At 65.0% G+C, this 25,289-nt stretch carries 26 protein-coding genes; 11 read left to right on the top strand and 15 right to left on the bottom strand.

The annotated features are described in order from the left end of the window. The first annotated feature begins 178 nt into the window (after window positions 1-178). Complete coding sequence (locus Q0D31_RS14635; protein ID WP_291852097.1) at window positions 179-856, top strand: response regulator transcription factor; 678 nt, start codon at window positions 179-181, stop codon at window positions 854-856. After that, a complete protein-coding gene (locus tag Q0D31_RS14630; RefSeq protein WP_291852094.1) occupies window positions 853-2,784 on the top strand; it encodes an ATP-binding protein in 1,932 nt (643 codons plus the stop codon). The genes Q0D31_RS14635 and Q0D31_RS14630 overlap by 4 nt, the downstream gene beginning before the upstream one ends. Window positions 2,785-2,802: 18 nt before the next feature. Here Q0D31_RS14630 and Q0D31_RS14625 read toward each other — a convergent pair whose 3' ends face one another. After that, window positions 2,803-3,093, bottom strand: coding sequence for a hypothetical protein (locus Q0D31_RS14625; protein WP_291852091.1), 291 nt, complete (start codon window positions 3,091-3,093; stop codon window positions 2,803-2,805). A gap of 233 nt (window positions 3,094-3,326) precedes the next feature. Here Q0D31_RS14625 and Q0D31_RS14620 point away from each other — a divergent pair, with 233 nt between their 5' ends. Beyond that, entirely contained in the window at window positions 3,327-3,569 is a 243-nt protein-coding gene (locus Q0D31_RS14620) for a cysteine rich repeat-containing protein (protein WP_291852088.1), read from the top strand. A gap of 46 nt (window positions 3,570-3,615) precedes the next feature. On the opposite strand, the gene Q0D31_RS14615 is transcribed toward Q0D31_RS14620, so the two are convergent. From Q0D31_RS14615 to Q0D31_RS14605, 3 genes are all read right to left on the bottom strand, one after another. Then, entirely contained in the window at window positions 3,616-4,134 is a 519-nt protein-coding gene (locus Q0D31_RS14615; protein WP_291852085.1) for a hypothetical protein, read from the bottom strand. Window positions 4,135-4,304: 170 nt separating this feature from the next. Then, on the bottom strand, window positions 4,305-4,976 hold the full coding sequence (locus Q0D31_RS14610) for a hypothetical protein (RefSeq protein ID WP_291852082.1): 672 nt from the start codon (window positions 4,974-4,976) through the stop codon (window positions 4,305-4,307). A gap of 130 nt (window positions 4,977-5,106) precedes the next feature. After that, a complete protein-coding gene (locus Q0D31_RS14605; RefSeq protein WP_291852078.1) occupies window positions 5,107-5,352 on the bottom strand; it encodes a hypothetical protein in 246 nt (81 codons plus the stop codon). A 166-nt stretch (window positions 5,353-5,518) separates the two neighbouring features. Here Q0D31_RS14605 and Q0D31_RS14600 point away from each other — a divergent pair, with 166 nt between their 5' ends. Then, window positions 5,519-6,148 carry a hypothetical protein gene (locus Q0D31_RS14600; protein WP_291852075.1) on the top strand — a complete coding sequence of 210 codons (630 nt, stop codon included), beginning with the start codon at window positions 5,519-5,521 and terminating at the stop codon, window positions 6,146-6,148. Here the strand turns inward: Q0D31_RS14600 and Q0D31_RS14595 are convergent. Continuing rightward, on the bottom strand, window positions 6,145-7,125 hold the full coding sequence (locus tag Q0D31_RS14595; protein ID WP_291852072.1) for a nitronate monooxygenase: 981 nt from the start codon (window positions 7,123-7,125) through the stop codon (window positions 6,145-6,147). The two genes, Q0D31_RS14600 and Q0D31_RS14595, sit on opposite strands and share 4 nt — an antisense overlap. Window positions 7,126-7,246: 121 nt before the next feature. On the opposite strand from Q0D31_RS14595, the gene Q0D31_RS14590 reads away from it, so the two are divergent. Next, window positions 7,247-8,809 carry an AMP-binding protein gene (locus Q0D31_RS14590; RefSeq protein ID WP_291852069.1) on the top strand — a complete coding sequence of 521 codons (1,563 nt, stop codon included), beginning with the start codon at window positions 7,247-7,249 and terminating at the stop codon, window positions 8,807-8,809. 26 nt (window positions 8,810-8,835) lie between these two features. Here Q0D31_RS14590 and minE read toward each other — a convergent pair whose 3' ends face one another. From minE to minC, 3 genes are read right to left on the bottom strand one after another with little or no spacing between them, the layout of a single operon-like run. Next, window positions 8,836-9,132, bottom strand: a complete 297-nt coding sequence (gene minE, locus Q0D31_RS14585; RefSeq protein WP_291852066.1) for a cell division topological specificity factor MinE — start codon at window positions 9,130-9,132, stop codon at window positions 8,836-8,838. Then, complete coding sequence (minD, locus tag Q0D31_RS14580) at window positions 9,129-9,944, bottom strand: septum site-determining protein MinD (RefSeq protein ID WP_291852063.1); 816 nt, start codon at window positions 9,942-9,944, stop codon at window positions 9,129-9,131. Before minD ends, minE begins: the two co-directional genes overlap by 4 nt. Before the next feature lie 19 nt (window positions 9,945-9,963). Continuing rightward, entirely contained in the window at window positions 9,964-10,665 is a 702-nt protein-coding gene (gene minC / locus Q0D31_RS14575) for a septum site-determining protein MinC (protein WP_291852061.1), read from the bottom strand. A gap of 607 nt (window positions 10,666-11,272) precedes the next feature. On the opposite strand from minC, the gene Q0D31_RS14570 reads away from it, so the two are divergent. Both Q0D31_RS14570 and Q0D31_RS14565 read left to right on the top strand, forming a co-directional pair. Further along, window positions 11,273-11,821 (top strand): hypothetical protein, encoded by a 549-nt coding sequence (locus Q0D31_RS14570; RefSeq protein ID WP_291852059.1) that lies wholly within the window; start codon window positions 11,273-11,275, stop codon window positions 11,819-11,821. Between the two features lie 124 nt (window positions 11,822-11,945). Further along, window positions 11,946-13,472, top strand: coding sequence for an ABC transporter substrate-binding protein (locus tag Q0D31_RS14565; RefSeq protein WP_291852425.1), 1,527 nt, complete (start codon window positions 11,946-11,948; stop codon window positions 13,470-13,472). A 49-nt stretch (window positions 13,473-13,521) separates the two neighbouring features. On the opposite strand, the gene Q0D31_RS14560 is transcribed toward Q0D31_RS14565, so the two are convergent. From Q0D31_RS14560 to Q0D31_RS14530, 7 genes are all read right to left on the bottom strand, one after another. Next, window positions 13,522-14,295 carry a thioesterase family protein gene (locus tag Q0D31_RS14560; protein ID WP_291852056.1) on the bottom strand — a complete coding sequence of 258 codons (774 nt, stop codon included), beginning with the start codon at window positions 14,293-14,295 and terminating at the stop codon, window positions 13,522-13,524. Between the two features lie 80 nt (window positions 14,296-14,375). Next, complete coding sequence (locus tag Q0D31_RS14555; RefSeq protein WP_291852049.1) at window positions 14,376-15,113, bottom strand: SDR family NAD(P)-dependent oxidoreductase; 738 nt, start codon at window positions 15,111-15,113, stop codon at window positions 14,376-14,378. Between the two features lie 47 nt (window positions 15,114-15,160). Then, complete coding sequence (locus tag Q0D31_RS14550) at window positions 15,161-16,129, bottom strand: nitronate monooxygenase family protein (protein WP_291852046.1); 969 nt, start codon at window positions 16,127-16,129, stop codon at window positions 15,161-15,163. 100 nt (window positions 16,130-16,229) lie between these two features. After that, on the bottom strand, window positions 16,230-16,799 hold the full coding sequence (locus tag Q0D31_RS14545) for a hypothetical protein (RefSeq protein WP_366518522.1): 570 nt from the start codon (window positions 16,797-16,799) through the stop codon (window positions 16,230-16,232). 143 nt (window positions 16,800-16,942) lie between these two features. After that, the gene (locus Q0D31_RS14540) at window positions 16,943-17,524 is read right to left on the bottom strand and encodes a YqaA family protein (protein ID WP_291852419.1); all 582 of its coding nucleotides are present in this window, start codon (window positions 17,522-17,524) and stop codon (window positions 16,943-16,945) included. 62 nt (window positions 17,525-17,586) lie between these two features. Continuing rightward, window positions 17,587-18,042 (bottom strand): phosphoribosyl-ATP diphosphatase, encoded by a 456-nt coding sequence (gene hisE / locus Q0D31_RS14535; RefSeq protein WP_291852044.1) that lies wholly within the window; start codon window positions 18,040-18,042, stop codon window positions 17,587-17,589. A gap of 119 nt (window positions 18,043-18,161) precedes the next feature. Then, on the bottom strand, window positions 18,162-18,596 hold the full coding sequence (locus Q0D31_RS14530; protein ID WP_291852041.1) for a hypothetical protein: 435 nt from the start codon (window positions 18,594-18,596) through the stop codon (window positions 18,162-18,164). Between the two features lie 239 nt (window positions 18,597-18,835). Here Q0D31_RS14530 and Q0D31_RS14525 point away from each other — a divergent pair, with 239 nt between their 5' ends. The 4 genes from Q0D31_RS14525 (at window position 18,836) to Q0D31_RS14510 (ending at window position 25,274) form a co-directional block, all read left to right on the top strand. Continuing rightward, complete coding sequence (locus Q0D31_RS14525) at window positions 18,836-19,894, top strand: ABC transporter substrate-binding protein (protein ID WP_291852039.1); 1,059 nt, start codon at window positions 18,836-18,838, stop codon at window positions 19,892-19,894. Between the two features lie 91 nt (window positions 19,895-19,985). Further along, entirely contained in the window at window positions 19,986-21,776 is a 1,791-nt protein-coding gene (locus tag Q0D31_RS14520) for a glucan ABC transporter ATP-binding protein/ permease (protein WP_291852036.1), read from the top strand. A 276-nt stretch (window positions 21,777-22,052) separates the two neighbouring features. Continuing rightward, window positions 22,053-23,417, top strand: coding sequence for a D-alanyl-D-alanine carboxypeptidase family protein (locus Q0D31_RS14515; RefSeq protein ID WP_291852416.1), 1,365 nt, complete (start codon window positions 22,053-22,055; stop codon window positions 23,415-23,417). A gap of 174 nt (window positions 23,418-23,591) precedes the next feature. Further along, window positions 23,592-25,274, top strand: a complete 1,683-nt coding sequence (locus Q0D31_RS14510; protein WP_291852033.1) for a long-chain fatty acid--CoA ligase — start codon at window positions 23,592-23,594, stop codon at window positions 25,272-25,274. The last annotated feature ends 15 nt before the right edge of the window (window positions 25,275-25,289 follow it).

The following is a 25,289-nucleotide window of genomic DNA, read 5'->3' as shown; positions in this document are numbered from 1 at the left end:
AGCCTCGTTGACCAGGAATCCTATCAGGCTTTTTGCCCCGAAGCGCCGGCTTCGTCGGCGTCCGCTAAGCCGGGAATAGCGAAGCCTCCGCCCCCATGAACATGGGTGTCGCAAAATGCCGTTGCGGGGTTACACTTGCGGGTGGGCCGCAGGGGAAAGGCGGCCGGAGTTGTCCCGGATGAACCTGCCGAGCGATCAGCCGAAGGCCGCAGCCATTCCAGTCCTGCTGGTCGAGGACGACGCGCCGACCCTTTGGCGGCTACAGGACGCGCTGGCCCAATCCGGCTATCGCGTTCGCGCCGCCGGCACGCTCGCGGAGGCGCGCGCCTGCCTGGCGGAAGCCGCGCCGCGGGTGCTATTGACTGACCTTCAACTGCCTGACGGCCACGGCGTCGACCTGATTCGCGAGACCCGGCAGCGCTTTCCCGATACCGAGATCATGGTGATCTCGATCCTCGGCGACGAGGAGAGCGTGATCTCGGCGATCACGGTCGGCGCCACCGGCTACCTCCTGAAGGATGCCTTCCCGACCGATATCGCCGCCACCGTGCGCGACCTCGTGGCCGGGCACTCGCCGATCTCGGCCTCGATCGCCCGCTTCATCGTGCGCCGAACCCAGAATATGCCCGAGCCGCCGCCCGGCCCCGCGCTCAACACCGCCAGACTGACGCCGCGCGAGATCGACATCCTGTGGGGCATCGCCAAGGGCTTCAGCTATGCCGAGATCGCCGGCCATCTCGGCCTGTCGCGCCAGACCGTGCCCGGCCACATCAAGAGCATCTACCGCAAGCTCGAGGTCCATACTCGCGGCGAGGCGGTGTTCGAGGCGGTACAGCAAGGCCTGATCCGGCTGTGAACGAGGACGGCGACGCGCAACCGGAGCCGACGGGCCGCGAGCGTCAGCGACTGCTGGCCTCCCGCCTGCTCCAGTACCTGCTGCTGCAACTGCTGATCGCGGCGGCCTGCATCCTGGCGCTGCGGCAGTCGCTGCCGGAGCCTCCCGCGCAATATCTCGTCACGGCGTTCAACCTCACCGAGGGCGGCGTCGCGCGCCCGGTGAGGCTGCCGTATTTTTCTCCCTTGCGTTACGCGATGGACGATCCGCCGCGTTTCACGAGCGAATTCACCCACTCATCCGATGACTCCCGGCGCGCCTGGTCCGTGTTCCTGCCGCGCTTTACCAATGGCGTGGAGGTGATGGTCAACGACGTCGTGATTCTGGACAGCCGGCGCGATCCCGCCGCCAACCGTCCCGACCGCAACACGCCGGCGATTGCGGTGATCCCGGCCACCGTGCTGCGCGACGGCGTCAACGCGATTTCAATCCGCCTGTTCATATGGGGACCGATATCGGGCTTCCTGGAGCGCATCTGGGTCGGCCCGGATGAACTGCTGCGTCCGAGCTACAATTTGAGAACACTGATCTTCGTCACCCTGCCGGTGGTGTTCTCCTCCTGGCAGGCGATCCTCGCGGTCATTCTGGGCATCATGTGGGTGATGCGGCGGCATGAGCCGGCCTATGGCGTGCTGGCGGCGGCGATGGCGGTGGGGGTTGGCCAGGCTTTCCTGCAGACGCCGCTGGGGGAGACGCCGTTCTCCCGGCTCAACGTGGTCCTGATCTCGTCCGCACCGATTGAAAGCGCGCTGGTCCTGACATTCGCGCTACTGCTGTCGGGCTGGAAATGGCGGCGCTACGGCCTTGTCATTTTCGTGCCGGGCGCGGTGCTGGCGCTGAGCGGCCTGTTCGGAAGCCCGGCGCTGTCGCGCGGGCTGTTCCTGATTCTCGCTCTGCCCACCGTCGGGGCCTCGCTGGTCATCATGGCGGTCGTGACGGCGCACTCGGTGCTGCAACGGAACAATGTCGCGAGCTTCCTGCTCGGCTGCGCCGTCACGATCATGCTGACCTGCTGGATCGTCGACCTGCTCTCGGTGTTTCAGATGATGTCCAACCGCATCTTCACCGCGCGGCTGTCCTACTCGGCGATGCTGGTGGCGATCGGCGCCGGGCTGACCTGGCGGTTCGCCCGCGCGCTCAACCAGGTCGACGGTTTTGCCGGACGCCTGGTGGCGCAAGTGCGCGAGACCGAGGAAAAGCTGAAGGCGAGCTTCGTGCGCGAGGAGGAACGCGCCCGCGCCGCGGCGCTGGCGCGGGAGCGAACGCGGCTGATGCGCGACCTCCATGACGGGCTCGGCGGCCAGCTTGTCAGCATTGTAGCGCTGAGCGAGCGCGGCGATGCCGCCGCCCCGATCGGGGAAGCCGCACGCGCGGCGCTGAAGGACCTGCGCCTCGTTGTCGATTCCATGGACGACATCGGCGGCGACCTGATGCTGGCGCTCGGCTCGTGGCGCGAACGCGCCATGGCGCAACTGCGGCCGCACGGCATCGCTTTGGACTGGCGCGCCGTCACCCCGCAGGGCCTGCCGGTTCATCCGGAGTTGCGGCCATGGCACGTCATCCAGATCGTTCGGCTGCTGGATGAAGCCCTGACCAATGCGGTCAAGCACGCCGGCGCAAGCCGCCTTACCGTAAGGATCGAGACGCTTGCCAGCGACGACGCGACGGAGCGTGGCAGCATCACCGTCGAGGACGACGGCAGGGGTTTCGAAGTCCCGCCGGAAGACGGCGCCGCGGGTACGACGACAGCGGCCCGCGGCTTGCGCAACATGCGAAGCCGCGCGGCGCGCTGCGGCGCGGAGCTGGTGCTGGACTCCACGCCAACCGGCACCCGAGTCAGGTTGACATTGCCCGCTCGTTTCCCCGACAGCGACGCAGCGGCCGGCTGACGCCCGCTGCATTATGCATCAACGGCGACCGGCCCGGTTGACCGGGCCGCCGCGATTCATCGGCGTGCCGGCACGGACGCCGACGCCCGGAGCGCCGACGCCGACACGGGCGACACCGACCGCCGGGGTCGCAACCGCGGCTGCCGCAACCGGGGTGGGCCGCATTACGCAGCCCTTCGGCACGCCGACCGTCTTGCAGTAAACCACCGCGGCCTCGGCCGATCCGATGCCGCCTGTCGCAAACGACGCCACAACCGTAAGCCCTGCGAGCGTGAGGCCCGCATTCAGCCATCCCGTCTTGTTCAACATATGCCATCTCTCCCGCTTCACGTGCAGGCTTGCGACGCACCGATCGGTCATCGCAGCCGACGTGAGCCGTAAATGGTCCAGAGCCGGGCGCGGCGATATCCCATGAAGATGGTGTGGCTGACGATTTGCTCGCTTTCCTGATGCCATGAACATGGCATGGACCGCGACCCGCGACCTCGACGAGGTTGCGTGCGCGCATTCCTGACCTTCAGATTTTCGACGAAAGGTGATCCATGATGAAATCAATCTGCATCGCGACCGTGGCCGTCGCCCTGATGCCGCTGCTTACCGCAAGCTTTTCAGCCCACGCTCAATCCGGTCCCAGCCCCAGGGAGCAGATGGCCTGCCGTTCGGATGCCGGGAAGTTCTGCGCCGATCATGTTGGCAAGCCGCCGCAGATGAACGCCTGCCTGCGCCAGAACAAAGCCAATTTGTCGGAAGCCTGCCGCAAGGTGGTGGAAGCGCGCGGCGGCTAAATGGGCCAGGCTAACGGCAGAGGGTCGTCTGGATTGAATACAGACCTCAATCTGCGCCGAAAAGCATGATCCGCTGTGTTTCACCGCGGGGCGGCCCGAACGCGAAGGCCTGGCGCGGTTCGGAAACCTGCCCGATCCTCTGCTCGACGGCGTCGAGTTCCTGCTCCCGAAGCTGCTTTGCGCGGCGCTTCTCCTGACGGCGTTCGGCTCGTCGTTTTTCAACCGCCGCGCGCCTCGCATCGGACGCGCGGCTGGTCGCGACGGTTTGTTGAGATGCTACGCTGGCTTCGCTGGCCTCTATCGAGGAGGTCGGTACCGCGACCGCCGGCTGCACTGCGGGGTTCACCATCGGAACAACAGAGGCCTGCGTCGCTACCGGCGTTGCCGGATGGGCAGCCGTGATGTGCCGGGCGGGTTCCGCCGCTGCGGTGGCGGCCGCACTCGGCTCCGACGCCATCCGCCGCTCGAGCCTGCTGGTTTCGGTTCCGTATTTCGGCTCATGCGGGCTGACAATGTTCGCGGCCAGGTAGCCGCCGCCGAGTCCGGCCGCGACCGCAAAGATCACGGTTCCGACGCCAGCAAAATAGGCGGTTGATGTACGCATCGTCTGGCTCCTTCATGCACAAGCGAGCAACGCATGGAGGGGGACGATGTTCCGACAGGACATCAGCCATGGCAGTGCGCAACAGGCCTGGCAGAGCGCAACCGATGGCGAAGGAACCTGGTGAATGCCGCTCAAATCATCGCGGCGACTTTTTCCAGGCCGATAATGCGGGCGAGAGCGCGGACTTCGCTCTTCTGGTCTTCACGCAACTGGAACAGCAGCGGCATCGCCGCCGATTTCAACAGCTGGACTTCCTCGGCCTCGGGATCGATCGGCAGACCGACTGCGTTCGGATTGCCCTGCCGGCCGGCGTGGATCTTGCGCGCAATGGCGCGCAACGCGTTCTCCACCGGCGGCCAATAGGATTCCTGCGCGGATGATAATTTGAGCCGCTCCTTGATGCCGGCGATCTGGACATCGCTGAGAAGCGCATAGTTCTTCTGCGGCTGCGGCTTGTTCGCGGCCTTTGGCTTGGCTGGCACTGCCGCCGGAGCCGCGGGCGCTGTGATCGGCCCGGGCATGCCGAGATCGCCGGGCGACGTCGAGGCATAGGCCCGGCGCAGCGACTCGCTCAGCGCGGGATCCATTCGCGGCGGTTCGGTAGGTTCCAGCGCATGATTGACGACGGCCAGTCGATCCTGCTTGGCCTGCCGGTTCGAAATCGGGCCTTCAACGGCGGAGATGGAGGCGGACGCCAGTTCGAGCCGCGGCGCAGGAAGGCTGTCGCGGCCGATGACCACGGCCGTGGCCGCGCCGACCACGAGCACGCAGGTCAGCGCTACGATCGTCAAGGCTCTGGTCAATAAGGTCTCCATTCCCGCCGAACGATTGGTACCTTTATCGAAAACTGGATGCAAATTAAGGCTTTACCATGCCGAAGTCGCCGTCAGCATTCAGGAAAACTGAAGGAAATCCAGGCCTAAAAGCCCGGAATCAGGCCGCCGCGGCCAGTTCGTAGGCGTCCTGGATGTCGGCGACGATCTCGGAGGCCTCCCATAGCGCGCGCGGCGCCACCTGGCGCAGGGTGACGGTCCAGTTTCCCTTGTGCGAGCGGGGCATGCTGACGACGTCGAATTCGACATTGCGGCACAGCGGATGCCGGTCGAGCGCATAGGCGACGCGCCGCCTGATCTCCTCGAGGGTCGCCGGAGTCTTGACAGGACGACGGTCGAAATCCATGTCGCGCCTTCTTCGAGTTGGGCGGGCCCGACCGTGGCGGCGGACCACCCTCAAGCGCTAATGTTGGGGGGATATGGTTAATGGCGCGTTAAGCCCGAGCGGGCCTGGCGAGCGGTGGCACGACGGAGCGGAATGGCTCGGCATGGCGGGATCGACGCCACAGACGATGACGACTTCGACGAAGCCATCGGCGCGCGCCGCGTTGTCGGCGGCCTTGGCGGTCTCGGCGACGACGCTGTCGATCGCGACATTCGAACTGGCGATGGCGGACTGGCCGTCCGGCCTGGTTCGGCTCGGCGTCGTGCCCTTGGTGGCGCTGATCTTCTGCGGCTGCACGCTATGGTCGGCGACCCTGCTGCTGCGGGTCCGTCACGACGGCGTGAAATTCGCGCTGCCCGTGCTGGTCTGCGCCGCGACGCTTGCCGTTCTCGTCTACGCGCCGCTACAGCACATCGCCCTGCGGCTGGATTTCGACCGGCACCGCGAGGATCGGGAACGCATCGTGGCGCGGGTCGAAACGGGCGAACTCAAGCCCAATGTCTACGATAATGAAAACCTGATCGCGCTCGGGGAGCGCGAGCCCAGGGTTTCCGCCCAAGGCAACGCGATCATTATCGATGAAGCAGGAGAAGGCGCTTACGTGCTGTTCCTGACCTCGCGCGGCCTCAATCGCGGTTTCACCGGCTTCCTGCGCGTACCACCGGGCGGCACTCCCGGGGAATTCTTCGAGTTCGAGCGCAAGCCGCCGAGCCAGATCGTCAGCTACGACAAGGACTGGTACTTCGTGGCGAATTAGGTGATCTGGATTTTCGCCGAAGCTTCCCGATACTCCGCGAGGGTGCGCGCGACCACTTGGTCGACGGAGAGGATTTCGCGCACACCCGAGACCGAATGCCCCGCGCTCCAGATGTCCTTCCAGCGTTTGGGACGATTCTCGCGCGCGCCGATGTCGATGTCCTTGCCGATGTCGATCGCGCCGCGCTGCGGCAGGGCGTCGGGATCGAGCCCGGCGGCCTCGATCGAGGGCCGCAGCATGCTGGTCTGCAGCCCGGTAAAGGCGGTGGTCAAAAGAATGTCGTCGGCGCTGCTGGCGACCAGCATCGCCTTGTACCTGGAGTCCGCCATGCTCTCGTTGGTGGCGATGAATTTGGTGCCCATATAGGCGAGGTCGCAGCCGAGCGCCTGCGCGGCGCGCAGCGCGTGGCCATCGGCGATGCCGCCCGCCAGCACCAGCGGTCCGTCGAAGAAGGCGCGAACCGCACGCACGAAAGCGAACGGATTGAGCCAGCCGGTCTGGCCGCCCGCGCCCGCCGTCAGCAGCACCAGCCCATCGGCGCCGGCGGCCACCGCGCGTTCGGCGTGGCGGATCGAGGCGACGTCGGCAAAGACAAGCGCGCCGGCATCGTGCAGCGGCGTGACCACCGGCGCCGGCGACCCGACCGAGGTGATCACCATCTCGGGCCGGCGCCGCAACAGCACCTGCAGGTCCTGTTGCAGCCGCGCGTTGGAGCGATGCACGATCAGGTTGGCGCAGACCGGCGCCGCGCTTTCGCCGCTGGCATCCGAATGCCGCTGCAACCGGCTTTCGATCTCGCCGAGCCATTGGTCGAGCTGCTCGGGACTGCGGCAGTTCACCGTGGGAAACGAGCCGATCACCCCGTTGCGGCAGGCGGCCACCACCAGTTCGACCCCGGAGACGAGAAACATCGGGGCTGCGATCAGCGGCAGGGTGAGGCGATCGCGAAAACGCGCGAGTGGATCGATTGTTTGCAAAACTTTGTGCCCTTGCTAGCGTTGCCCGCAAGATGGCACGTCGAGGGCCAAGGGCAAAATCGCCCCGTCTTTCCAGGACGGTCCGCAGGACCGAAACCGGAACGACCGATGGGAGGACAGAATGAGCAATCCGCTCTACGCGTTTCCGGCCGTGTGCGAACAGACCTTGCGGGCGCTGGCGCGTTATCCCGGACGCACCGCATTCAGTTGGCCGGGCGGATCGATCACCTACCAGGGCGCCATCGACATGATCGGGCGGATGCAGGCGGTGTTCATGCAAGCGGGCTTTGCGCCCGGCACCCGCGCAGCCTTCCTGACCGCCAACCGCGCCGATGCCTGGTGCGCGGGCGTCGCCGCCCAGCTCTCGCAGCTGGCGATCACCTGGCTGCATCCGCTGGTTTCGCTGGATGACCAGCTGTTCCAGCTGGAGGATTCCGAAGCGCAGATGCTGGTGGTGGACGGCGTCACGTTCCGCGATCGCGGCGGCGAACTCGCCGCGCGGGCATCAGGCCTCAAGACCGTGTTCACGCTGGGCCCGGCCGATTACGGCGCCGATCTGCTGCGGGCGATCGAGGCCGCCGGCAGCGCCACGGCGCGCAACCTCGCCGGCCCCGACGACATCGCCACCCTCAACTACACCGGCGGCACCACCGGCAAATCAAAGGGCGCGCTGCGCTATCATCGCGAATATGGCGGCTTCGCCAACGCGATCCTGGCCGATTTCGAGATTCCGGATACCCCGCGTTACCTGACGGTCGCTCCGATCAGCCACGTCGCTGGGACGAAGGTTCTGCCGACGCTGATGCGCGGCGGCACCGTGCATATGCTCAAGGGGTTCGATCCCGAGGCGGTGTTCAACACCATCGAGCGCGAGCGCATCAACTTCACGCTGTTCGTGCCGACGATGATCTACGTCATGCTCGACCATCCCGCGCTCGACAAGACCGACCTCACCTCGCTCGAATTGCTGCTGTACGGCGCCTCCGCGATGTCGCCGAGCCGACTGGTTGAAGGCATCGAGAGGATCGGGCCGGTGTTCTCGCAGCTTTACGGCCAGACCGAATGCTACCCGGTGTCGGTGCTGCGCAAGGCCGACCACGACCCCGCCACGCCGGAACTGTTCCTGTCGTGCGGCTTCCCGATCGCCGCCTGCCAGGTCAAGATCCTGGACAATGACGACCGCGAGGTCGCAACCGGCGAGGCCGGCGAGATCTGCGTGCGCGCAACGCATGTGATGGCCGAATACTGGAAACGGCCGGACACAACGGACGAGACGCTGAAGAGCGGCTGGCTGCACACCGGCGACATCGCGCGATCGGACGAGCGCGGCTACATGTTCATCCTCGACCGCAAGAAGGACATGATCGTCTCCGGTGGCTTCAACATCTTTCCGCGCGAGGTCGAAGACGTGTTGTCGCAGCACGCCGATGTCGCCATGGTCGCCGTGGTCGGCGTGCCCGACGACAAATGGGGCGAGGCCGTTACCGCGGTGATCGTGGCCCGCGAAGGCGCAAGGCCGGACGCCGACGAATTGATCAACCTGGTCAAGGCGAAGAAGGGCTCGGCGCACGCGCCCAAGCACATCAAGTTCGTCGACGCGCTGCCGATGACCGGCGTCGGCAAGGTCGACAAGAAGGTGCTGAAGGCGGGATTTTGGACCGGCCGCGGGCGGATGGTGGGATAGAGCCGGAGCGATGGCGGCATTAACACTCAGCCGGCCATGCGCCTGTCGGCAGCCGCGACCGACTTGTCGAAACTGTTGGGGACTTCGATATCGACTTCCAGCGTCGAGACGTTCTTGCCCCGCTCCAGCTTGACGATGACCTTATCCGGATCCAGCACCACGTGCCTGGAAACGACCGCAAGAATTTCCTCCCGCAGCGTCACCAGAAGGTCGGTCTGGCCCAGCAGCCCGCGCTCATGCGCCAGCAAGATCTGCAGCCGCTCCCGCGCGACCGGCGCGGAGGCTTGGCGGCTGCCGAACAGCCGCAGCAGCTTCATGCTCATGCGGCCCTCCGTCCCAGGATCCGGTCCATGAAGCCCTTGCGCTCGGAGGGTACCACCATGGCGACCTCCTCGCCCCGCAGCCGCCGGGCGGCGTCGAAATAGGCTCGGGCCGGCGGGCTTTCGGCATTGTTGAGCGTCACCGGGGAGCCGACGTTGGAGGCGCGCAGCACGTCCTGGCTCTCGGGAATGATTCCGAGCAGCGGAGTCGCGAGAATTTCGAGGATGTCGTCGATGCCGAGCATCTCGCCGCGCGCCGCGCGCGCCGGATCGTAGCGGGTGATCAGGACATGCTTTTCGACGCGCTCGCCGCGTTCCGCCTTGACGGTTTTCGAATCCAGCATGCCGATGATGCGGTCGGAATCCCTCACCGAGGAGACTTCGGGATTGGTGATGATGACGGCCTGGTCGGCGTAACGCATCGCCAGCGTCGCGCCGCGCTCGATACCGGCCGGACTGTCGCACAGAATCCAGTCGAACCGCGTCGAAAGCTCGGCGATCACGCGGCCGACGCCCTCATCGGTCAGCGCGTCCTTGTCGCGGGTCTGGGAAGCCGGAAGCAGCCAGAGATTCTCCAGGCGCTTGTCGCGGATCAGTGCCTGCGGGAGCTTGGCGACGCCTTGCACCACATTGATGAGGTCGAACACCACGCGGCGTTCGGCGCCCATCACGAGGTCGAGGTTGCGCAGGCCGACGTCGAAATCGACCACCACGACGCTTTGCCCGCCCTGTGCGAGCGCAGCGCCGAGCGCGGCGGTGGAGGTGGTCTTTCCGACGCCACCCTTGCCGGATGTAACGACCAGAACCTTGGCCATTCGTGTTCTCCTTAGCGGGTTAATTCAGCGGGGTGATTTTCATGGTGTCGCCCTGCAGCCAGGCTTGGGCCGGCCGGTTGCGGAGCGACACGTCGATTTCTTCTGCGGTCTGGTAGTAACCGTCGATGGCGAGCAGTTCCGCCTCGATCTTCTGGCAATAGATCCGCGCCGCCGGGTTGCCGTTGACGCCCGCCATCGCGCGACCGCGCAACGTCCCATAGACGTGGATCGATCCGCCCGCGACGATCTCGGCGCCCGAACCGACCGAGCCCAGCACCGTGACGTCGCCATCGGTGAAGACGACCGATTGGCCCGACCGCACCGGGCTTTCGAGCAGCAGCGAGTTCGGCTTCGGTTTGTCTGCGGGCCCCGCCTTTGGCGGCGGCTCGGTTCGCGTGATCACGCAGGCCCGGCCGCCGGTCAGCAATGGAGGCATGTCCGCCGCCAGGCGATCCTCGTCCACCCCTTCGATGCCGAGCACGCGAATGCTGCGCTGCTGGAGACTGCCGACGAGATGGGCGATGGCAGAACCGCTCAAGTCCACGGCGGCGAGGTCGAGCACGATCGGCTTGCCGACGAAAAAGCCCGGCGAGCGCGCCAGCGTGGCGTCGATTTCGGCGAGCCACTCCACGATCGGCACGACGGGGCTGAACACGAACGCGACATAGGACCGGCCGCGCAGCCGGACCAATTGACGCGTGGGATCCGCTCGGACGTCCATGGTGATCAACTCGCCTTTCTTATTGAATGGTTAACCGTGAGCGAGTTTGGTTAACGAGTTCTTAATGCGCGGAGACGCGACGGCGGCGGCAAAAACCGCAGCTGCAAGCAGCAATTCCGTCGCATTTGCGGCGCGTTTCGATCGCTGGAATGGTAGAAATACGGCAAGAGGGCTTCCAGCGGCTGCTTTGCGCTGGATCGAGCTGCGAAGTCCGCAACGCTCAACTTACTTTCGTCAAACTTTGGACCTAAATTCGTCTTGCCGCACTATCATTAACAAAAATAAAATTAATTGATGCTGTCGGAATCGGCGTCTGGCATCGATTGGTTCGCAACAGCAGATTTGCCGAGGGGAAGGCAGCGGTGGCGATGGGGGTCGTGGGGTCTCGAGATTCGATCTCGCAGATGAGTGTAGCCGACAGCGGCCACGCCGCTCGTATAGATTCCGAATTACGGTCCAGGCAACGCGGCGTCGGGGCGGCCATGGCCGGCTCCCGGTACCGCTTCGATTTCGCCGGAAGCCGCCAGATGCGCGCGCGGACGTTTCGACGTTCAGCAGCCAAACGTTCAGCCATGTGTCATGAAGCCAGGTCATGAGGAGTAAGAGTATGAGTAGCGTGAGCGAGCAAGATCATCTCAACCCCCGCGACCCCCTCTATTACGCCCCCCGCTGGTTGCGCGACCGATCCGCCACCTCGCGCGAGGTCGCTCCCGCGACGACGTTTTCGCCGGAGTCGTTCGATTCCCGGCTTGAAGGCGCCGTAGCCGACTCGCTGCGGCACCCACTTGATCCCGAGGTGATGCGCGAACCCGAACCGGAGCCGAAAGGAGCGTTGTGGAGCGTTGCGGCGCGCTTTGCCGCCGCCATCGGCGTTTCGGCGGTCGTGGCTCTTTTCTTCGTTATTGTCGTGCCGGGCTCGCGGCAGGGCGAGAGCGAGCCGGCGACCACGTCGGGGGTTGCGCAGACAATCAAGTCCGCCCTGTTCCAGTCCAAGGAAGCCACTCCGAAACCTGCTATCAGTGAATTCCAGGCCATTCTCGCCGCCACCCCGCCGGGCAGTCCGGCAACATCCGAGCCGTCGGGGCAATTGCTCAAGAAGTTCATGCAGTGGCGCGAGGATCCGGCTCAAGCAGCACCGCCGCGTACAAACCAGTAAACTGAGTGGAGGACGTGACGATGGCCAAGAGCCGTTGCGCCACGAATCCGTTCTCAAGGAGCATGCCATGACGTCGCACCGGATCACCCTCTTATCCGCGCTGTCCGCCGCCCTGCTGTTGGGCATGGCCGGCGGCGCCCGCGCCGGCGACATCGATATCGTGCGCGACCTCGCCGTTCGCGTCGGACCAGTGATCGGATCGGCACAGGCCTGCCGCGACATCGCACGCCCCCGCATCCAGACCATCGTCGACAAGTTTACAGCAGTGATCCGGGAAGCCTCCTCGAACGAGGCGGAGCGCTCCGACCTCACCAAGGTGTTCGATAAGAGCGTCACCGACGGCCGCGCCTCGGTCACGCTGGGACGGATGGATTGCAGCCGCGCCGACCGTCAGCTCGCCGACCTCGAACGCTCGATTGCCGGGCCCAGCCTGTCCAGCGTCATTGGCCCGTCCGCCGCTGTGGCAGCGACCGCAGCCACCGCGGCAACGGCGCCGGCGGTTTCCGTCCCGCCGACCCCGACCGGTCCCTTCCCGCGCGGCATCAGCGAGCGGGAAATCCGGTTCGGCATCGCAGCCCCGTTTTCCGGCGCGGCCAGGGAGCTGGGACGGCAAATGAAGCTCGGAATCGAGACCGCTTTCAATCGTGTCAACGAATCCGGCGGCATTGACGGGCGGATGCTGAAGCTGTTTGCCGCCGACGACGGCTACGAGCCGACGCGCACCATCGATGCGATGAAGCAGCTTTATGAAAAAGATCAGGTGTTCGGCATCATCGGCAATGTCGGGACGCCGACCGCGGCGGTGGCGATTCCCTACGCGCTCGAGCGCAAGATGCTGTTCTTCGGCGCCTTCACCGGAGCGAACCTGCTGCGCAACGATCCGCCGGACCGCTACGTATTCAACTATCGCGCCAGCTACGTGCAGGAAACCGACGCCGTCGTCCGCTACCTCGTCAAGATGCGCCGGATTCAGCCGCGGCAAATCGCGGTATTTGCCCAGCAGGATTCGTACGGCGACGCCGGATTCGCCGGGGTGGCAAAGGCGTTTCGCACCATGGGCGTCAACGACGGCACGATCCTCCGCCTCAATTACCAGCGGAATTCGGTCGATGTGGAAGACGCCGTCAACCAGTTGAAGGCGCAGAAGACGCCGATCAGGGCGGTCGTGATGGTCGCCACCTATCGCGCCGCGGCGAAGTTCATCGAGAAGACCCGCGATCTCTATCCCACCATGATCTACACCAACGTCTCGTTCGTCGGCTCTACCGCGCTCGCGGAAGAGTTGAAGCTGCTCGGCGCGCGTTATGCTAGCGGGGTCATCGTGACGCAGGTCGTCCCGGCGGTCTCGGGTTATTCGTCGGCGGTGCTGGAGTACAAGAACGCGCTGGCCAAGTTCTTCCCCGGCGAGGCGCCCGACTACGTGTCGCTCGAAGGCTATGTCGCCGCCAACGTGCTGATCCAGGCGTTGAAGCGGACCGGGCCCCAGCTCGACACCGAAAAGCTGATCGACACGCTGGAGAATACCCGAAATCTCGATCTCGGCCTTGGTACCACGCTCGGCTTCGGCCGGGCCGAGCACCAGGCATCGAACAAGATCTGGGGCACGGCGCTTGACGAAGCCGGTCGCTTTCAACCGATCGAACTCGAATGATCCGGCAGCCGCGGTCGCGACGACCGCGGCTCGCCGTGCGGCCCGCAGATCAACGCTTTTCGATGACCAGGGTTTGGATGGCGCGGCCAAAATAACCGCGCTCGTCGGCGAGCCTTGCCATTGCCAGCCCCGCCCCATCAGGACCGATCCAGGACTCGGCGTCGACCAGGATCCAGTCGCCGACCGGCTCCCGGGCGAAGTTCACGGTCAGGTCGGCGTTGAGAAAGGTCCAGTGGCGAAAATCCAGCACCGCCGAGGTGCCGTTGCAGAAATCCGCCGCCGCCATCGCCCGCATCGGCTGCGAGACCGGCGAGCCCTCGACGATGGGCCGGTCGACGCGATACCAGATCGCACCGGGCCCCGGCACGCCGAACCTGCCGCGGGCGGCGCGCAGCGACATCCCGGTCACGAACGGACTGGACGAGAAGTCGGCCGGCTCGACGCGCGATTGGGCCGGGCCGGGAAGCTCGACCGGCAGTATCGCGGCCTCTGGCGGCAATTCGCTGGCCTGCGCCTTGATTTTCAGCACGGTGGCCGCGACCACGATGACGCCTGCCGCTGACAGCCTGACGGCGCAAAGCTGGATCTTGCGCCCTTCCCGCAAGACTTCGCTTTCGATTGTCAGCGGTGCCACCGGAACCGGGCGCATCAGATCGACGCTTACGCGCGCGACCCGCATCGGAACCGGGGTAGGAATGTTCTCCGCCACCCAGACCGCCAGCGCCGCCGGGGGCGAGCCGTGTTGCATGCGCGGGTCCCACGGTCCCGCCGCAAGCGGACTGGTGACGACGTCCTTGCCGTCAACGCGAAAGATGGCTTCCATGGGCGCGGGGTCCTGTCGGGTGAAGGGGACCGCTTCTTGCCTTGCCCGCGGCAGGGAGTCGAGGCTGGACGGGGCGTCCCTCAGATGAACGCCATGCCGCCATTGAGCATGATGGTCTGCCCGGTGATGTAGCCATTGCCGAGCACCATCTTCACGGCTTGCGCGACTTCGTCGGCCTGCCCCATCCGGCCGAGCGGAATGTTGCGGGTCAGGTCGGTGCGCCCCCGCATCATGTCGGTCTCGATCAGCGAGGGCGCCACCGCATTGACGGTGATGCCCTGCTTGACGAGGCGCGCCGCGTAGCCGCGCGTCAGCCCCTCCATGCCGGCTTTTGAGGCGTTGTAGTGGACGCCAATGGCGCCGGCGCCGCGCGCCGCGCCCGAGGAGATGTTGACGATGCGGCCCCATCCGCGCGCCCGCATCGCCGGCAGCACCGCCTGGGTACACAGGAATGCCGATTTCAGATTGACCGCGATGGTGCGGTCGAAATCGTCCTCGGTGAGGTCGTCGACGCCGCGCACGATGGCGACACCCGCATTGTTGACGAGAATGTCGATTGGACCGAGCGTGGCGGCGACCCGTTCGACCATGCCCGTCACGGCCGCGGCCCGCGACACATCGGCGGCGACCGCTACGGCGCGGCCGCCGATGGACGTGATGCCGGCGACGACGGCCTCGGCGCTGTCGGCCCGCTCGCGATAATTGACCGCGACCGCGGAACCGGCCTCGGCAAGGGCAAACGCGATCGCCGCCCCGATGCCGCGGGACGCGCCCGTCACCAGCGCGACATGCCCGCCGAGATCCGCACTTGCCACCATCGATCAATCCTCCGCCGCGTTGACGATGGCACGCGCCGTGAGAGCTCTCACAGCGGCGGGTCGACCGCCTCGTCGTATTCCTTCTTGAAACGCGCGATCAGTTCGGCCGCCGGCACCACCTTGGCGAGGCTGCCGATGCCCTGCCCGCTGCCCCAGATTTCCTTCCAGGCCTTCGGCTTGGCGCGCTCGCCGGATTCGTCGGTGCCGAAGCTCATCTTGGAAGGATCGGAAGTCGGCAGATTGTCGGGATCCATGCCGGCGGCAACGATCGACGGCTTCAGGTAGTTGCCGTGGACGCCGGTGAAGAGATTTGAATAAACGATGTCTTCCGCGCCCGAGGCCGTGATCATCTGCTTGTAGCCCTCGACCGCATTGGCTTCCGTGGTGGCGATGAAGGCGGAGCCGATATAGGCGAAGTCGGCGCCCAGGACCCGCGCCGCGCGGATCGCGCGGCCGTTCGCGATCGCGCCCGACAACGCGATGGGCCCGTCGAACCAGGCCCGCGTCTCCGCTACGAATGCCAGCGGCGAAATCTCGCCGGCATGGCCGCCGGCGCCGGCCGACACCAGGATCAATCCGTCGGCGCCCTTCTCGACCGCCTTGTGCGCGAACTTCTGGTTGATGACGTCATGGAAGACGAGGCATCCCCAGCCATGCGCCGCCTGGTTGAGCTCCTCGCGCGCGCCGAGCGAGGTGATCATCATCGGCACCTTGTGCTTCTCGCACAACGCCAGATCCTGATCGAGCCGGTTGTTCGACCGGTGCACGATCTGGTTCACCGCAAACGGCGCCGAAGGCCGCTCGGGATGCGCCTTGTCGTAAGCGGCGAGTTCTTCCTTGATCCGCGCCAGCCACTCGTCAAGCAGCGCCGGCGGACGCGCATTCAGCGCCGGAAACGAGCCGACCACACCCGCCTTGCATTGCGCGATCACGAGATCGGGCACGGAGATGATGAAGAGCGGCGCGCCGATCACGGGGAGCGACAGGCGGCCCTTGAACAAGGCAGGCATGGACATTCGCAGCAATCCTTCAGTTCATTAGAGCGCATTGCCCGGCGTTGCCGGTCATTCCAACAAGGCAATCTTTCCAGTGTCAAGTATTGCGTTTTGACGCTGGCTACTGACACAGCGCGCGGGTGACGTAGTTTTCGGTCTTGCAATCGCCCGGCTGTCGCTTGTGGCCCGGCAGGTACACCTTCGGCGAGCATTTCTCGGCAGCGTCGGTGTCGAGGCTGCTGCCTTCCTTGTAGCCCTTGCTCTGGCAGAGCCGGTCGGCGCCAGCCTTGCAATCGGGCGCGCCGTTGGCCGCCACCAGGCAAGCCATGCGGCCTCTCACCATGATCGAAGGCTTGGCCATGTTCGACAGGCTTTCTCCGGCGTCCTTTGCCCGTGCGTTGAGATCGTCAATGGCCTCGCTCGGGCTTTTCAGCGTCGGCAACAGCGATTTTGACTTCTCCCACAGCTTGCCGATTTCGTTGATGAGGCCCGGATTTTCCTCGCGCGGCGGGGCCGGCGGTTCGGCCTGCTGCGGCGCGGGTTGCGCCGGCGCCTGCACGCCGGGCGCGGGCTGAGCCGACGTTTGCGGCCAGGCCGAACCCGGCGCCATCACCAGCATCGACCAGACAAGGCCGCTCACCGCAACCTGCATGCCGAATATCTTGAATCGATAGAAAGTCCGATCGGGCATGTCGCGACCCTAGGGCTTTTTCCGTTTCGATGGAATCGAAACGGCGCTGCAATGTTGATTTGGCGCGCTTTCTTGAGCCGGGCGGGTTTCCAGCCAACCCGATAGCGCCGGTGCCCTGCGCTGCGGCCAGCCCGGAGCGGGCGCTAGATCAGCTTGAACGCAGCGACGAAGCCCAGCACCAGAACGACGGCCCCGATCGCGACCCACAGGCCCAGCCGTTTTTCCAGCTCCGCCCGTATCGGATCGCCGTAGCGGTTGAGCAGAACCGCGACCACGAAGAAGCGCCCGCCGCGCGCCACGATCGAGCACAGGATGAAGAGCCAGATATTGTAGCCGGCGAATCCGGATGTGATGGTCACGAGCTTGTAGGGAATGGGTGTCAGCCCCTTCAACAGGATGATCACCGCGCCCCATTCGGCATAGGACGCCCGGAAGGTCTCGACCTTGTCGCTGAGCCCGTAGACGGTGATGAGCCAGTGCCCGACCGAGTCATACAGCAGCGCGCCGATCGCATAACCGACCACGCCGCCGGCGACGGACGCGACCGTGCATACGGTGGCGAACCACCATGCCTTCTTCGGCCGTGCCAACGACATCGGCAGCAGCATGACATCGGGTGGTATCGGGAAAAAAGAGCTTTCCGCGAAGGACACCGCCGCCAAGATCCAAAGCGCGTAGGGCTTGTCAGCCGCGTTGATAAACCAGTCGTAGGTCCGTTTCAGCATCGCCGCATGAACCATCATGGCGCCGATTTGTCCATGCCGGAAAACGCGCGAAATCGGGCAAATCAGTGCCGCTTGCGAAGGCCCCGGCCGTCGAGCGCGACAATTCGTCGCCCGATCGCAGGCGAGCTTGCGACGGCGGTACGTGAATTGACCGGCGCCACCTTCTTCGCAACGGATTCTTGCATTTTGACCGCCAGCTTGGCCGCTGATTTGGGCATCTTCTCGGCGATACCAAGCAGATCCTCGCGGCGTTCCATCTCGCGCCAGACGTCCTGCGGCTTCACGCCGGCCGCCACCCATAGAACGGTCAGGTTGTAGAGCAGATCGGCACTCTCGCGGACCACGGCGTCGGCGTTGCCATTCACGGCGTCGATCACGACTTCGATCGCTTCCTCGGCCAGCTTCCTCGCCATCCGGGATGGGCCGCGCTGAAACAGCCGGGCCGTGCGCGAAATGGCCGGATCGAGATCTTTGGCCGCGATAACAGCCTGATGAAGCCGTTCGAGCGAATCACTCATTCGCCAAACCTAGCGTAAAGCCATCGCCGGCGTGTTAACGGCCGGCGCCACAATTGTTAAAAAATCCACCGGCCAGGCCGGCCGGTGGATTCATCAGTTAACCATAAGGATATCAGCGATTACCAGCCAGCGAGCGGATGCCCACGAAAATGCGGCACACCCGACCGATGATAGCCGCCGTGGTAGCCAGGGCTACCGTAATAGACCGGGCCACCACCATAATAGGCCGGTGGAGCGTCGTAGTAACCATAGCCGCTGTCATAATAGTGGTGACGGCGGTTCTGGGAGGCAGCGACCGCGATCCCGACGCCAACGATACCAGCAAACGCCGCCGCGGCCGCGGCGCCACCGTGTCCGCCGCCGCGGTAATGCCGGCGCTGGGCGCCAATATCCGTTGCGGCGCTCGACCCAACCGAAGCCGATACAACCTTTGCGGAAGACGAGCCACCGGCGAAGGCCATCGACGGCGCCGCTGCCGTCAGCGCCACCGCCGCCACCGTGATCACGGCACTGGCCCGGCCGATCGATGAAAACACACCTTTTCGCGCGAACATCCCGATATCCTCCGTGGTCGCCCGGCCTGACAGGCCCAGGAGACAGCTAACCACTGGTCGGACATTAGGTTCCCGAAACCCAACGGCAGCTGAACGATCTCTGGCGAAATCGTGGCAGTCATCGACCGTTCAGGCTGGATGAGGCAGAATGCCTGATCGCGGGCCTGCGGCCGATGGTGTCACGAAACCGTCATCACAGACGACGCAGCCTGTTCCATCTGATGTTGATGTGAAGCGCCATGCGTACAATCAGGTTCAACGCCTTCTGCGCCGTCATCGCCTGCCTGACCGGGCTTGGCGCGATTGCAGGCTTTGGCGCGAACCCCGTTTTGGCCGCGAACGAACCGCGGCCGCCGCTCGCAATCCAGTTTTCGCTTGACCGGCCGATCGACGCCGCGGCCGCACCCTTCGTGATGGCGGCCGCCCATGGCTTGTTCGGCGCGGAGGCGCTGTTGGTCACCACCAGCACCGCCGGCGGATCGGCGGATGCCATCGCCCGCGTCGCCGCCGGCACCAGTGATTTCGCGCTGGTCGATATCAACGCGCTGATGCGGGCGCGCGACAAGCAGGGCGACCCCAGGATCAAGGCGGTGTTCGTGCTGTTCAACAAGGCGCCGTACGCCATCATCGCGCGCAAGAGCCGGGGCGTGCAGTCGCTGTCCGATATCGAAGGTAAGACGCTGGGCGTCGCTGAAGGCGACCTGACGATCCGGCTATGGCCGGCGATAGCGCGGCAGAACGGCATCAAGATCCGGAGCGTGAAGCAGAGCAGCATCAGTGCCGCGGTGCGCGAGCCGATGCTGTCGGCGGGCCAAGTCGACGCTGTCACCGGATTTTCCTATCTGTCGGCCATCAACCTGCGCGACCGCGGCGTGCCGGCCGACGATCTGGCGGTGCTGAAATTCGCCGACTATGGCTGCGAGGCCTACGGTTTCGCCGTCATCGTCAATCCGGAGCTGGCGGCCACCAAGCCCGAGGCGGTCAAGGCATTCGTGCGGGCGACGATCGGCGGCCTGCAGTTGGCCGCGAAGAATCCCGAACGCGCCGCCGCCGAGATTGCGAACCGCGTGGACGGCGGCTCGCGCGATCTCGAACTGGAACGCCTGCGCAGCATTCTCCGCGACAACATCCTGACCGCGGAGGCAAGACGCAACGGCATCGGCGGAATCGATCCGGCGAGGTTCGAGCGCTCGATCGATCAGGTCGGAGAAGATTTCAAGTTTCAAAAACGGCCGCAGGCCTCGGACATTTTCGACGATCAGTTCCTGCCTCCGCGGAATGGCCGCCTGATCAACTGAGCAAAACTCGAGCGGGCGCTGGTTCTGGACGGCGATCCCTGATTAGAATACGTCCCGGCTGATCTCGACACGGCTCTTCCTCGATCCCTGGATGTCCATGCTGCGCCTCTATACCCGCGTTCTCGAACTGCTTGGCAAAGAGGCGCGGCTGGGATGGATCCTCGCTTTCGCCAACCTGCTGCTGGCCGGCGCGCAATTCGCCGAGCCGGTCCTGTTCGGCCGCATCATCGACGTGCTGTCCGGCAAGCCGCAGGCCGGACCACTGGCCTCGAATACGGCCTGGCCGCTGCTGGCGGCGTGGGTGGCATTCGGCCTGTTCACGATCCTGTGCAGCGCCGCGGTCGCCCTCCATGCCGACAAGCTGGCGCACCGCCAGCGCCAGGCGGTGCTGACGGAATACTTCGAGCATATCATGCAGCTTCCGCTCACCTACCACACCGGCACCCATTCCGGCCGGCTGATGAAGGTGATGCTCAACGGCACCGACGCGCTGTGGCGGCTCTGGCTCGGGTTCTTCCGCGAGCATTTTGCGGCGATCCTTTCGCTGGTCGTACTGCTTCCGCTGGCGCTGTATATCAACTGGCGACTGGCGATCCTGCTGTTCCTGCTGTGCGTGGTATTCACCGTGCTGACGACGCTGGTGGTGCGCAGGACCTACGGCATGCAAAGCGAGGTGGAGGCGCATTACAGCGACCTGTCCGCGCGCGCTTCCGACGCGCTCGGCAATGTCGCGCTGGTGCAAAGCTTCGTGCGGATCGACGCCGAGGTTCAGGGCCTGCGCTTCGTCGCCGACAAGCTGCTCGCGGTACAGATGCCGGTGCTGTCGTGGTGGGCGCTGGTAACCGTCATCACCCGCGCCTCGACAACCATTACCGTGCTGGCGATTTTCACTGTCGGCATCATCCTGCACGAACAAGGCCTGACAACCGTCGGCGAGATCGTGATGTTCGTGAGCTTTGCAACCATGCTGATCCAGAAGCTCGAACAGGTGGTGAGCTTCATCAACAGCGTGTTCATGGAGGCGCCCCGGCTGAAAGAATTCTTCGACGTGCTGGACGCGGTGCCCGCGGTGCGCGACCGGCCGGGCGCGATGGATACCGGGCGGCTTTCCGGCCTTGTCGAGTTCACCGACGTTTCTTTTTCCTATGACGGCAAGCGGCCAGCGGTCGAGGATCTTTCGTTCACCGCCCTCCCGGGCCAGACCATCGCGCTGGTCGGCCCGACCGGCGCCGGAAAATCGACCGCGATAGCGCTCTTGCACCGCGCCTTCGACCCTCAGTCGGGCATCATCAAGATCGACGGCATGGACGTGCGCGGCCTGAAGCTCACCGCTTTGCGGCGAAACATAGGCGTCGTGTTCCAGGAGGCCCTGCTGTTCAACCGCTCGATCGCCGACAATTTGCGTGTCGGCAAATCTGACGCAACCGACGAGGAACTGCGGCTGGCCGCCGAGCGGGCGCAGGCGCTGGAATTCATCGAACGTAGCGACAGGAAATTCGAAACCCATGCCGGCGAGCGCGGCCGCATGCTTTCCGGCGGCGAGCGGCAACGGCTGTCGATCGCGCGCGCGCTATTGAAGGACCCGCCGATACTGATCCTCGACGAGGCCACCAGCGCGCTTGACGCCGTCACCGAAGCCAAGGTCAACGCCGCGCTCGACGAGGTGATGAAGGGCCGCACCACCTTCGTCATCGCGCACCGGCTTTCGACCATTCGCAACGCCACCCGGATCCTGCTGTTCGACCACGGCCGCGTGATCGAAAGCGGAACTTTTGATGAACTGGTGGGCAAGGGCGGGCGTTTTGCGGAACTCGCCAAGGCCCAGTTCATGGTGCATGAAGGCGCCCCCGCCCCCGTCGAAGCGAACCCGGCCAGCGATTAGACCCAGGCGGGCGCCGCAGGGTTGGAATATGCCCAAATTGCGCTTATTTCATCCACCACTGAGTCGCCCGGCCTCTGTTCTGAATCAGCAAGCCGGTATAGGTTTGCATCTGCAAAGCGACGGCGCCGCACACGCTTGAACCCCGAATGCTAGATCTCAGGACCTCCTCTTCCGAGGCGGGTCTCAAAGGACCGGAACGGAAAAGTGTATTTGCCTCGCCTGTCGCTTCCCAAGCCGTCTTGCAGCTGGATATGCCTGGTCGTGGCGCTTGCCGCCATGACCGCGCCGCGCGTTGCGCACGCCGAAGCGCTGCTGGTGGTCGAAGCCGATACGGGGAAGGTGCTGCAGGCCGAGAACGCGACCTATCCCTGGTATCCGGCTTCCATCACCAAGGTGATGACCGCCTACGTCACGTTGAAGGCGGTCAAGGAGGGGCGGCTGTCGCTCGACACCGTGCTGACGGTTTCGCCGGTCGCCGCGTCGCAGGCGCCATCCAAGATGGGCTTCCGCGCCGGCATTCAGGTCACGGTCGACAACGCGCTGAAGATGATGATGGTGAAGTCAGCCAACGACATGGCGGTGGTTCTCGCCGAGGGCGTCGGCGGTTCGGTCGAAGGTTTCTCGGAGATGATGAACCAGACCGCGCGCCGCCTCGGCATGACGCAGACGACCTATGTCAATCCCAATGGCCTGCCGGCGGAGGGGCAAGTGACGTCGGCGCGCGATCTTGCGATGCTGGCGCGCGCCGTCATTCGCGACGTGCCGGAATACGAGTACTTCATGCAGATCCCCTCGATCCGCTACGGTCGCAGGGTTACGCAGAACTTCAACCGCCTGATCGGGCGCTATCCCGGCGCCGACGGGTTCAAGACCGGCTTCATCTGCGCCTCCGGCTACAACCTGGTCGCGTCGGCGACGCGCAACGGCAAGCGGCTGATCGCCGTGGTGCTCGGCGCCCCGTCCGGGCAGGCACGTGCGGTTCGCGCGGCGCAATTGCTGGAGCGCGGCTTCGGCAATAACGGGCTCGGCTGGCTGCGCCCGGCGCTCGGCACCGTCGACAACCTGGTTCCGGTCGACGCTTCGCCGCCCAATCTGCGCGACGAGATGTGCAGCGGCAAGCGCAAGCGGCCGGCCAGCGATGACGATGGTGAACTCGTCGCCGCCAACGGCGCGTCGGGCGAAACGGCCGTGGCGTTCTTCACTGCCGGGCTGCAGCAGCCGATGGCCAGGCCCTCGGAACTGATCGCTGCCGCCGCGGCGCCCTCCGAGCCTGTTCTGGTCTATACCGGGCCGACCAAGTCGGGACCCGCGCTGATCGCAGCCATCGCCGCCGACGCCCAATTGCAAACGCCGGCCAAGCGCGGCAAGAAATCGCGCATCGCGGCGAAGAAGCACGAAACTGCAGCAGCGCCCAAGGCCGAAGCCAACGCGAAGCCGGCCTCCAAACTACCCGCGACCCAGCATGCGAACGCCAAACCGGCAGCCGTAGTCAGTCCGGTGGCCGCAGCCAAGCCGGCGGCCGTTGCCAAACCAGCCGCTGCGACTGAGAAAAAGCCGCCCGCCAGTGAAAAGTCGATGCCCAAGCCTGCGAAACCCAAGGCCGCCGCGAAACCAAAGGGCGAAACCAAGCCGGCAGGCTAACCGGCGCCAAGCCGCGCGACTGGGTAACGTTTTCGCCATCGGGGTAGCGATCGCGGAGTGGCGATGCGTCGATAGCGCGCAGCCGCTTGCCAGACGCGGCGGCTTTCACAATACTGTCCAAAAAAACGGCGCTCCCGGCCAGGAACAGGGAGATAAACCAGAGAGGGAAAAACCATGGAGCGAATCTGGCTCAAGCAGTATCCGGCCGGCGTCCCGGCCGATATCGACGTCAACCAGTACTCCTCGCTCGTCGAACTGCTGGAGGAGAGCTTCAAGAAGTTCGCCGACCGCAAGGCGTTCATCTGCATGGACAAGTCGATCAGCTACCGCGACCTCGACGAAATGTCTTCCGCGCTCGGGGCTTACCTGCAGAGCAAGGGCCTTCAGAAGGGCGCCCGCGTCGCGCTGATGATGCCGAACGTGCTGCAATACCCGGTATCGACCGCCGCCGTGCTGCGCGCTGGCTATGCGGTGGTGAATGTCAATCCGCTCTACACCCCGCGCGAACTCGAGCATCAGCTCAAGGATTCCGGCGCCGAGGCGATCATCGTCCTGGAGAATTTCGCCAACACGGTGCAGCAGGTGATTGCGAAGACCGCGGTCAAGCATGTGATTGTCGGCAGCATGGGTGATCTGCTCGGCTTCAAGGGCGTGATCGTCAATCTGGTGGTCCGCAAGGTCAAGAAGATGGTGCCGGCCTGGTCGCTCCCCGGCGCGGTCGGCTTCAACGACGCGCTGGCGGCCGGCCGCAGCATGACGCTCAGCAAACCCAAGTTCACGCTAAATGACGTCGCCTTCCTGCAATACACTGGCGGCACCACCGGCGTGTCCAAGGGCGCGACGCTGCTCCACCGCAACATCCTGGCCAATGTGCTGCAGAACGACGCCTGGCTGCAGCCGGCGCTGAAGAAGCCGCCGCATGTCGACCAGCTCTTTATTGTTTGCGCACTGCCGCTCTATCACATCTTCGCGCTGACGGCCTGCTTCCTGCTGGGGGTACGTGCCGGCGGCGTCAATCTCCTGATTCCGAACCCGCGTGACATCCCGGGCTTCGTCAAGGAGTTGCAGAAATACCAAGTCAACAGCTTCCCGGCGGTCAACACCCTTTACAACGCCCTTCTCAACGCGCCCGGCTTCGACAAGGTCGATTTCTCCAAGCTGAAGACCTCGTTCGGCGGCGGCATGGCGACGCAGAAACCCGTCGCCGAGAAATGGCTTGCCGTCACCGGCTGCGCGCTGTCGGAAGGCTACGGCCTCTCCGAAACCTCGCCGACGCTGACCTGCAACCCCGCCGACACCGACAAGTTCTCCGGCTCGATCGGCATACCCGTACCGTCCACCTACCTTTCGATCCGCGACGACGACGGTAACGAAGTGCCGCTGGGTGAACCCGGCGAGATCTGCGCCAAGGGTCCGCAGGTCATGGCAGGCTACTGGAACAGACCGGACGAGACCGCGAACGTGATGACCGCGGACGGTTTTTTCCGCACCGGCGACATCGGCGTCATGGACGCCAGGGGCTTTACCAAGATCGTCGATCGAAAGAAGGACATGATCCTGGTTTCGGGCTTTAACGTCTATCCCAACGAGATCGAGGAAGTGATCGCAAGCCATCCCGGTGTGCTGGAATGCGCCGTCATCGGCGTGCAGGACGCCAAGTCCGGCGAAGCGGTGAAGGCCTTCATCGTCAAGAAGGACCCGAACCTCACGGCGGAGGAAGTGATCAAGTTCTGCGGCACGCAGCTGACCGCCTACAAGGTTCCCAAGCAGATCGTGTTCAGGACCGAACTGCCCAAGACCAATGTCGGCAAGATCCTGCGCCGCGAGTTGCGCGACGAGAAGAAGGCCGCCGCTTAAGCGCCGCGGCGGATC

The sequence above is a fragment of the Bradyrhizobium sp. genome (genome assembly GCF_022844465.1).
Classification (GTDB): Bacteria; Pseudomonadota; Alphaproteobacteria; order Rhizobiales; family Xanthobacteraceae; genus Bradyrhizobium.
The sequence above is the reverse complement of the archived record's forward strand: the minus strand, read 5'-3'. Positions and strand labels throughout refer to the sequence as shown.

Bases quoted from the DNA above. Each gene is read 5' to 3' on its own strand.
- Q0D31_RS14635 (WP_291852097.1), top strand. From the start codon at position 179: ATGAACCTGCCGAGCGATCAGCCGAAGGCCGCAGCCATTCCAGTCCTG.
- Q0D31_RS14625 (WP_291852091.1), bottom strand. From the start codon at position 3,093: ATGTTGAACAAGACGGGATGGCTGAATGCGGGCCTCACGCTCGCAGGG.
- Q0D31_RS14620 (WP_291852088.1), top strand. From the start codon at position 3,327: ATGATGAAATCAATCTGCATCGCGACCGTGGCCGTCGCCCTGATGCCG.
- Q0D31_RS14605 (WP_291852078.1), bottom strand. From the start codon at position 5,352: ATGGATTTCGACCGTCGTCCTGTCAAGACTCCGGCGACCCTCGAGGAG.
- Q0D31_RS14600 (WP_291852075.1), top strand. From the start codon at position 5,519: ATGACGACTTCGACGAAGCCATCGGCGCGCGCCGCGTTGTCGGCGGCC.
- Q0D31_RS14590 (WP_291852069.1), top strand. From the start codon at position 7,247: ATGAGCAATCCGCTCTACGCGTTTCCGGCCGTGTGCGAACAGACCTTG.
- minE (WP_291852066.1), bottom strand. From the start codon at position 9,132: ATGAGCATGAAGCTGCTGCGGCTGTTCGGCAGCCGCCAAGCCTCCGCG.
- minD (WP_291852063.1), bottom strand. From the start codon at position 9,944: ATGGCCAAGGTTCTGGTCGTTACATCCGGCAAGGGTGGCGTCGGAAAG.
- minC (WP_291852061.1), bottom strand. From the start codon at position 10,665: ATGGACGTCCGAGCGGATCCCACGCGTCAATTGGTCCGGCTGCGCGGC.
- Q0D31_RS14570 (WP_291852059.1), top strand. From the start codon at position 11,273: ATGAGTAGCGTGAGCGAGCAAGATCATCTCAACCCCCGCGACCCCCTC.
- Q0D31_RS14565 (WP_291852425.1), top strand. From the start codon at position 11,946: ATGGCCGGCGGCGCCCGCGCCGGCGACATCGATATCGTGCGCGACCTC.
- Q0D31_RS14560 (WP_291852056.1), bottom strand. From the start codon at position 14,295: ATGGAAGCCATCTTTCGCGTTGACGGCAAGGACGTCGTCACCAGTCCG.
- Q0D31_RS14555 (WP_291852049.1), bottom strand. From the start codon at position 15,113: ATGGTGGCAAGTGCGGATCTCGGCGGGCATGTCGCGCTGGTGACGGGC.
- Q0D31_RS14550 (WP_291852046.1), bottom strand. From the start codon at position 16,129: ATGTCCATGCCTGCCTTGTTCAAGGGCCGCCTGTCGCTCCCCGTGATC.
- Q0D31_RS14545 (WP_366518522.1), bottom strand. From the start codon at position 16,799: ATGCCCGATCGGACTTTCTATCGATTCAAGATATTCGGCATGCAGGTT.
- Q0D31_RS14540 (WP_291852419.1), bottom strand. From the start codon at position 17,524: ATGCTGAAACGGACCTACGACTGGTTTATCAACGCGGCTGACAAGCCC.
- hisE (WP_291852044.1), bottom strand. From the start codon at position 18,042: ATGAGTGATTCGCTCGAACGGCTTCATCAGGCTGTTATCGCGGCCAAA.
- Q0D31_RS14530 (WP_291852041.1), bottom strand. From the start codon at position 18,596: ATGTTCGCGCGAAAAGGTGTGTTTTCATCGATCGGCCGGGCCAGTGCC.
- Q0D31_RS14525 (WP_291852039.1), top strand. From the start codon at position 18,836: ATGCGTACAATCAGGTTCAACGCCTTCTGCGCCGTCATCGCCTGCCTG.
- Q0D31_RS14520 (WP_291852036.1), top strand. From the start codon at position 19,986: ATGTCCATGCTGCGCCTCTATACCCGCGTTCTCGAACTGCTTGGCAAA.
- Q0D31_RS14515 (WP_291852416.1), top strand. From the start codon at position 22,053: ATGACCGCGCCGCGCGTTGCGCACGCCGAAGCGCTGCTGGTGGTCGAA.
- Q0D31_RS14510 (WP_291852033.1), top strand. From the start codon at position 23,592: ATGGAGCGAATCTGGCTCAAGCAGTATCCGGCCGGCGTCCCGGCCGAT.